This is a genomic window from Neisseria sp. P0014.S009 (genome assembly GCF_051958155.1).
Lineage (GTDB): Bacteria > Pseudomonadota > Gammaproteobacteria > Burkholderiales > Neisseriaceae > Neisseria > Neisseria flavescens_C.
The window spans coordinates 1-261 of the sequence record NZ_JBQCVS010000149.1 but is presented as its reverse complement, the minus strand read 5'-3'; the positions used below and the strand labels follow the sequence as shown (position 1 = coordinate 261).

Genomic DNA, 261 nt, shown 5'->3' with positions numbered 1-261 from the left:
ACATAACGCGGCTGCGACCTTGGTTTCGGAAGGAAACTTCGCCGATTACAAACTCATCAGGTTGATATTTCGCCGCAACTTGCGCGTATTTCAAGCCGATAGTGGCAATTTGCGGACTGGTAAATACCACGCCGATTACGCTACGGCGCAAACCGCCCTCAATATTCGGGAAAATAGCGGCATTATGACCAGCAATTTTGCCCTGGTCGGAAGCTTCATGCAGCAGAGGCAATTGATTGGATGCATCGCCTGCGATAAAGA

General features: G+C 49.8%; 1 pseudogene. It reads right to left on the bottom strand.

Going from position 1 to position 261, the window contains the following annotated elements:
- Positions 1 to 261, bottom strand: a pseudogene (locus ACTHS4_RS12070) (dihydrolipoyl dehydrogenase); the annotation flags it as partial.